Annotated in this window: 6 protein-coding genes and 1 pseudogene; 3 read left to right on the top strand and 4 right to left on the bottom strand. The window is 43.2% G+C overall.

The features are described 5' to 3' along the window. Positions 1 to 88: 88 nt before the first annotated feature. The 3 genes and pseudogenes from QUB08_RS32115 to QUB08_RS06285 all read left to right on the top strand — a co-directional run. Positions 89 to 1,030 (top strand): annotated as a pseudogene (locus QUB08_RS32115) (S8 family peptidase); the annotation flags it as partial. Positions 1,031 to 1,975: 945 nt separating this feature from the next. After that, a complete protein-coding gene (locus tag QUB08_RS32110) occupies positions 1,976 to 4,066 on the top strand; it encodes a GH25 family lysozyme (RefSeq protein ID WP_445300896.1) in 2,091 nt (696 codons plus the stop codon). A 126-nt stretch (positions 4,067 to 4,192) separates the two neighbouring features. Next, positions 4,193 to 4,951, top strand: coding sequence for a peptidylprolyl isomerase (locus QUB08_RS06285; RefSeq protein ID WP_333223957.1), 759 nt, complete (start codon positions 4,193 to 4,195; stop codon positions 4,949 to 4,951). A 181-nt stretch (positions 4,952 to 5,132) separates the two neighbouring features. Here QUB08_RS06285 and QUB08_RS06280 read toward each other — a convergent pair whose 3' ends face one another. The 4 genes from QUB08_RS06280 to QUB08_RS06265 form a co-directional block, all read right to left on the bottom strand. Next, positions 5,133 to 5,459: a type II toxin-antitoxin system RelE/ParE family toxin gene (locus tag QUB08_RS06280; RefSeq protein WP_333223956.1), complete on the bottom strand. Its 327-nt coding sequence runs from the start codon at positions 5,457 to 5,459 to the stop codon at positions 5,133 to 5,135. A 2-nt stretch (positions 5,460 to 5,461) separates the two neighbouring features. After that, positions 5,462 to 5,719 carry a type II toxin-antitoxin system ParD family antitoxin gene (locus tag QUB08_RS06275; protein WP_333223955.1) on the bottom strand — a complete coding sequence of 86 codons (258 nt, stop codon included), beginning with the start codon at positions 5,717 to 5,719 and terminating at the stop codon, positions 5,462 to 5,464. A gap of 408 nt (positions 5,720 to 6,127) precedes the next feature. Further along, positions 6,128 to 6,472: a type II toxin-antitoxin system PemK/MazF family toxin gene (locus tag QUB08_RS06270; protein ID WP_333223954.1), complete on the bottom strand. Its 345-nt coding sequence runs from the start codon at positions 6,470 to 6,472 to the stop codon at positions 6,128 to 6,130. Further along, the gene (locus QUB08_RS06265; protein ID WP_333223953.1) at positions 6,459 to 6,668 is read right to left on the bottom strand and encodes a toxin-antitoxin system, antitoxin component, Xre family protein; all 210 of its coding nucleotides are present in this window, start codon (positions 6,666 to 6,668) and stop codon (positions 6,459 to 6,461) included. Before QUB08_RS06265 ends, QUB08_RS06270 begins: the two co-directional genes overlap by 14 nt. Positions 6,669 to 6,809 lie beyond the last annotated feature (141 nt).

Genomic DNA, 6,809 nt, shown 5'->3' with positions numbered 1-6,809 from the left:
AACGCCGCCTGTGGAGACAACGCCACCTGTGGAGACAAAACCACCTGTTGCTGTAGCGGCACCGATTGAGACAACGCCGCCTGTGGTAATGCCGCCTGTGGCAACGCAGCCTGTTGCGACAACGCCACCTGTAGCAACGCTGCCGATCGCCCCTCCAACACCACCGGTGCAACCGCCTACGATCGCCCCGGAACCGCCTCTAGTTGGACTTGAGCCGATCGACGATATGTCGCCGCCGATCGATCCCGAACCGCCGATTGAAACAGTATTACCGATTAGTTCGCCACCAGAAAATCGCGCATTTATCGGCATTTTCGATACTGGGTTTGCGACGAACAATGCCGATTTGGATTACTCTAAAGTGACATTGGGGCGCGATCGCATTGACCAAGACAGCAATCCTTTATTTACTGCTGGCACTGGTAACGAACACGGCACATTTAGCTGGGGTTTAGTGAGTGCAATTCAAGGCAACGACAAAGGTATTGATGGCTACAACGATAAGGCGAATGTTTATCTAAGTCGGGCAATTGGTTCTGGGGAATGGGATTTAGCTTTAAATGATTTTGTGAGTGAGGCGAAGGCGCAAAAGAAAAAGAATGCGATCGCACTTCTTCCCCTCGATTTAACTCAGAAAAATGCTGATGGTAGTATTACTACTCGTTACGAGTTTACACCGAGAGAGCGGGCTGTGTTAGAAAATGCTCGTCAAAGTGGAGTGCTGTTAGTTGTAGCGGCGGGTAATGATGGCGGTGTGATGTCGGTTTTGGGTCAATCTTCTCAGGAGTTTGACAATATTATCACTGTTGGTTCGTCGGATGGATTTGGGCGATCGGATTATTCCAGCTACGGCTATGGTTTGGATATTTTAGTGCCCGGTGGTTCGAGCGACAATCCTGTTTTGTCTACGGTTGGCGATGATTTAGGTACAATGGCGGGGACTTCTGCGTCGGCGGCGATTGGGGCTGGGATGGCATCTAAGGTTTGGGAGAGTAATCCTGATTTGAATGCTACCCAAGTGATTGACATTTTGACTGGAAGTGCGATCGATTTGAAGGAGCCCGGATGGGATGAAGAAACGGGTTTTGGGGTGGTTAATTTGAATAAAGCTGTGCAATTGGCGAAGGAAACAGCGCCGCAAGCTTATATTCCAACACCTTTCTCGAATCCGACAACTTGGGGTTTAGAAGGGTTGGTGACGCCATTAGAAAGGGCGACGGAAGTTTTTGAGCATAATGGCAAATACTATGACTGGGAACAACATACGGTTCAAGATGGTGAAAATCTATCAGTAATCGCCCAATCCAGAACGGGTGATATGAATGATTGGTCACTGATTGCCAATAATCCTGATAATCAATTTGCTTCTGGCGATCCGAATTTGATTTATCCAGGGGAGACATATTGGGTTCCCAAACAGGTATCTGCACCTGTCACCCCAGATCCCAACCAAGGAGGAGAAGGAACGCCTACAGAACCGCCTGTAACATCTAATCCCGATCCCAACCAAGGAGGAGGGGGAACGCCTGTACAACCGCCAGTTAACAGTGGCTACGAGTGGGAACTTTACACAGTTAAGGAGGGAGAAAATCTTTCGACAATCGCGCAATCTAGAACGGGTAATGCCAATGATTACTTGTTGATTTCAAATTATTCACAAAACAGTATTCCCGATCCCAATTTGATTTATCCTGGTCAACAAATTTGGGTTCCAAAAGCACCGTCTACAGGCGGAACAACAGGAGGAGGGACAACAGGAGGAGGGACAACAGTAAATAATGATGGCTGGGAACTTTACACCGTTCAGTCAGGAGACAGTCTCTCTGGAATTGCTCAATCTAGGACAGGTAATCCTAATGATTACTTGCTGATTGTTAATTACCCACAGAACAATATTTCTAATCCCGATTTGATTCATTCTGGCGAGCAAATTTGGGTTCCTAAAGGAACAATACCGAGTTATGAAGTTGGAGGGGTGTTCTCTAATACGTACTCAAATAATAACTGGCTGGGAAAACCCACGAGCGATCTAATAGAGCGAGGTGGAGTCAAGATTCAATACTTTGAAAAGGGTCACATTATTTGGAATGGTGTCAATTTTGAAGCTTACAAACAAGGTAACGGTACAGGGTCAAATTCTGTATCCTTACCTCCTGGTAGCCAAGGTATTGATGTCTCAGGCTGGCAAGGTAATGTAAATTGGCAGTCAGTTAAGAACGATGGCTACTCATTTGCCTTTGTAAAAGCTACTGAGGGAACTGGATTTACCGATCAACAATTTGCTCAGAATTGGCAGGGAACCAAGAATGCTGGAGTAGTTCGCGGTGCTTATCATTATTTCCATCCCGATCTTGACCCAGTAGCACAGGCAAATCACTTCATCAATACTATTGGGACACTCGCACCAAACGACTTACCACCTGTTTTAGATTTGGAACACGCTGATAATCTAAGTGCTACTACTGTTCTGAGCAAAGCACAACAATGGCTGGATGTAGTAGAAAATGCAACCGGACGGAAGCCGATTGTCTACACTTACCCTTCTTTCTGGAAGGATAACTTAGGTAACACGCAGCAATTTTCTGATTACCCTCTGTGGATTGCAAACTATACCAGTGCTTCTGGGCCAATAGTTCCTGGTGGTTGGAAAAATTGGACATTCTGGCAATACTCGGATAGTGGTCGAGTAAATGGTATCAGTGGCAATGTAGACCTCAATAAGTTCTCTTCTAATGCCAGTTCTGGTCTTGGCAATCCTGTACCTAAATCTCAAGATGAATTTTTCCCAATAGGAACATTAGGAGAACTTTGGGGAGCTGGCAATAGTGTAAGTTCAACTAATCGCAATGATTACTACTCTTTCAACATTGACAAGCGGAGCAACTTACAAGCATTTTTTACTGGAATTGATACTAAAGCACGTCTATCCATACTGGCTGAAGGTGGACGATTGCTTAACGATATTGAGACATCTTCTGGTTCAGCTAGTTGGATTTTAGAACCTGGGAACTACCAAATCAAGGTTGAAGATACAAGTGGAGATACTGATTATAATTTCAACTTGCATCGTGTTAATTTGGTGGGAGACATCGAGAACAAAGGCTTGAATGGCTGGGGTTGGAATGATGAAGATCGCACTCATAAGGATGGAGCGAATCTCTATCGCTATCACATTAATCAGCAAAATATTCTTGAGCGAACTTACCAAGGGATAGAGCCTGGAAAAGACACCATCATAGTAATTCATGGATGGACTGACAGTAGCAATGGCACAAACATTCAAAATTTATTAGCACAGGTTGCTAATAAATATACAGATTATCAAGTTCTCGCTTTAGATTGGACTGATCCAGCAAAAGATGCACCGAATCCAGGCTCATCGAATCAAGATTACAAGAATGGTAGAGATCAGCAACCAGGTGTTCCTTGGCACGCTGCTCGTTCAATAGCTCCAGTTGCTCAATGGGCAAAGAATACACTAGAAAATCTCGGTATAGGGGCTGAAAAAATCAGTCTTTTTGGTCACAGTCTTGGCTCTTACGTTAGTGCTGAAATTGGTCATCTTTTTGGAAAAGTCAAAAATCTTGTTGCAATAGATCCGGCCTATCCTGGTCATCAGTATGATATAGATGGAAACAAAGAAGGTGATCAGAGAATAACAGAGTTTAAAGATGCAGCCGAACATTCACTAGCTTTTGTAGTGAAAGAAGATGGGGGTGGTGGTATTGCTGGAGATGGTCACACAGCAGATACAGCTAATAATTCTCTGGTGATTTCTTATGAGGGGTGGGCTAATCCAATAGATGCAGCATCTCCGCATAATACAGCCGTTGATGTTGTTGCAGATGCTTTATCACAACCAGATCGTCGATTGAAACTAGAGAATAACCTGGCTTTACCAAGCGATCTTTGGAAAGATAAGTACGGAGATTCTGGTAATTATATAAGATGGAGTGGAACTCATGAAGGTCGCGTCACAGCAACACGAAATGGCAAAATTAAGGAACTAGCCTACATTAACGGTAGTAGTTGGGGTATCGATCAAGAGACTACGACTTGGACTTAGGATTAAGTAGTTTTAGTAAAGTTTCAAAACTCAGCATTGCCTCATTTTGTATTCAGGCAATGTTGGCAGACTACGATCAGCTTCAATCCTTTGAGGTCAGAAATTTATGGAACCAATACAATATTTATGGAATCCCAACCTTTCCTGACTATTGACGACCAGCCTATATCCTTAGCCAAAGCTATTGGTTATCTTCGTAGTACGGGTGATTTTAAACCATTTCTTCTGAAAATCATCCGCCAGCATATTCTGGAAACAGAACTGCAAACCCACGATGACCTAGAGATTGACTCTAACATCATTGAACAGGCTGTCATTGACTTCCGATTCGAGAATCAACTTAACGATCCAGATGATTTTCAAGAATGGCTTAAAACTCAGCGCATTAGTTATGCGGATTTTCGTCAGCAGATTGCTGCTAGATTGAAAATAGAAAAGCTCAAAGCAGAGGTGACAGCACCAAAACTGGAGGAATACTTTAATGCCAATAAAGCATTGCTCAACCAAGTCGTTATTTCGCGTATTGTCGTTGCGGATCTAGACTTTGCGCTGAATCTCAAGCATCAAATTTTGGCAGACGGCAGTCGCTTTGAATCCTTAGCCAGAGAACATTCCCTCACGAATGACCGCTTAGTTAATGGCATCATGGAGGCAATCAGCTTGGGCCAAATTCCCAGCCAGGTACGAGAGTACATCATCCCTGCTACCCCTGGTGAGTTAATCGGGCCTCTGGAGATTGATGGGCGTTACGCTTTGCTGCGTGTCGAGCGATTTCTACCCGCTATCTTAGAGGGTTCGCTGAAACGGGAACTGCAAGACCAACTATTTGAGCAATGGTTGGAGGATAAGGCACAGAAATTGACTATCAAGATGCACGTTGAATAATTCCCCCTGATATCCCATTTTGATCGAAATGTGCGATCGCCCATAATTCATCAATCATGGCGAGATCCCTTCCTAAATCAGCGTTAATCTGCGTCCATCTGCGGTCAAAAAAGATCGATCGCCCTTTCTAATAATTCAGAAGGGCGATCGCCCTTTAACTTCCAACCTCAAGAGTAAAGATTTATTCATTCTCATCAACATTATCAAAGATATCTTCGATGTCCCGTGCCCCGTGAATCACGCGCAAAATTTCCACCCCTGAGTCTATGAGACGGTAGAAAATCAGATATCTTCTAAAACCTTTAATAGCTTGTTGTCGCACATCGATTAAATTTGGATGAGAAAATTGACAGCGTTTTCCCATTTTTGGCGTTTGTGCCAATTGTTTAAAAGTTTCTTCCGCCGCGACAAGAAAGCGATCGGAAGCATCCATGTTATCTTCCGCAATGTAAGTTGCTAATTCAATCAAATCACGGATAACTTGCGGACGTTTTTGGATCGAGGTCATTTTTATTCCTGCAACCCCTGCTGCTGGGAAATACGAGATCGCACAGCTTGACGAATCTCCATCCAATTTTCCTCAGTCATCGCTGTAGGATTTCCAGATTCCAAACCCTCTAATAACATCGCTTCCAAACGTTCTGAAGCTTTACGTTTTTGGTCTTGGCGAATTAACTCACGAAAATACTCGCTAGCTGTACTGTAACCACCTTGAGCTACCTGTGCTTCTATATAAGTTCGCATTGAGTCAGGTAGAGAAATATTCATGCTTGTCACGGGTATTACTTACCTCATTTAACTCGTTATTTTTAATATGGCAGATTTTGCCATCTTTTGTCAAGTCTCACAACCAGTAATTTTTTAATAAGAAATTGGGAAGAGCGAGATCCCTTTTTTACCCAGACTCAGAAACGATCTCGCCCATAATTCATCAATCATGGCGAGATCCCTTTTTGCATCCGCGTTAATCAGCGTCCATCTGCGGTAAAAAAAGAGCGATCGCCCTTAATCAGCTAGATTCAGAAGGGCGATCGCCCTTTTTCTACTATCCGAAAAGGGCGATCGCCCATAATTCATCAAAAGATCGATCGCCCTTCCTACATCAGCGTTAATCTGCGTCCATCTGCGGTCAAAAAAGATCGATCGCCCTTTCTAATAATTCAGAAGGGCGATCGCTCAACTATTACCTATAATTCCAATCAATCCCTCTTTCAAAGACTGAATATCTACATCTTGAAGCCTTCCCAATTTTTTGAGTATCAGTTGCTTCTCAATTGTCGTAATAACAGGCTTAATCATAGAAGCTTTTAAAAGCCCAGCCGATCGCCAATCTGTGATAATAATATCACCGACTTTCGGGCTACTGCTAACTTGGCTAGTTATACCCATAAGAATGCGATCGGGATATTCTGCATTATAAACGTCAGAACTAATAACAACTGCTGGACGTTTTTTAGTGGTAGTTTGATCGGTAAAAGGAAACGGAACTAAAACCACATCACCAAAATTATAACTCGTCATACTCCGCGTCCTCTGGGTTATCCCAAATTTTAGCAAAAGCTGCTTCTGAGAGTTTAGTTGCAGTATAAACGAGAAGACGATCTTCACTTCGCGTTAAAAGGAAATCGATAAAATCTTCTAATACCGTAATTTTATCGGGTGGTAAACTACGGATTTTTTCCATCAGCTTTGTTTCCGGGTTTTGGGCGATACTCATGTTATCTCTCACTTCTTAATGTTAAATCAGCATACATTGTAAAAATACTAGGAAACTTCAGGAAGTTATTGGGGTTACAAACTGTTTTTAGTAAGCCACTATTTATATGATAACATACATTGGTAAAAAGTTCCCAAAAAC

It is taken from the genome of Microcoleus sp. BR0-C5, from assembly GCF_036705045.1.
Taxonomy (GTDB): domain Bacteria; phylum Cyanobacteriota; class Cyanobacteriia; order Cyanobacteriales; family Microcoleaceae; genus Microcoleus.
This window is presented reverse-complemented; position numbering and strand designations above follow the sequence as displayed.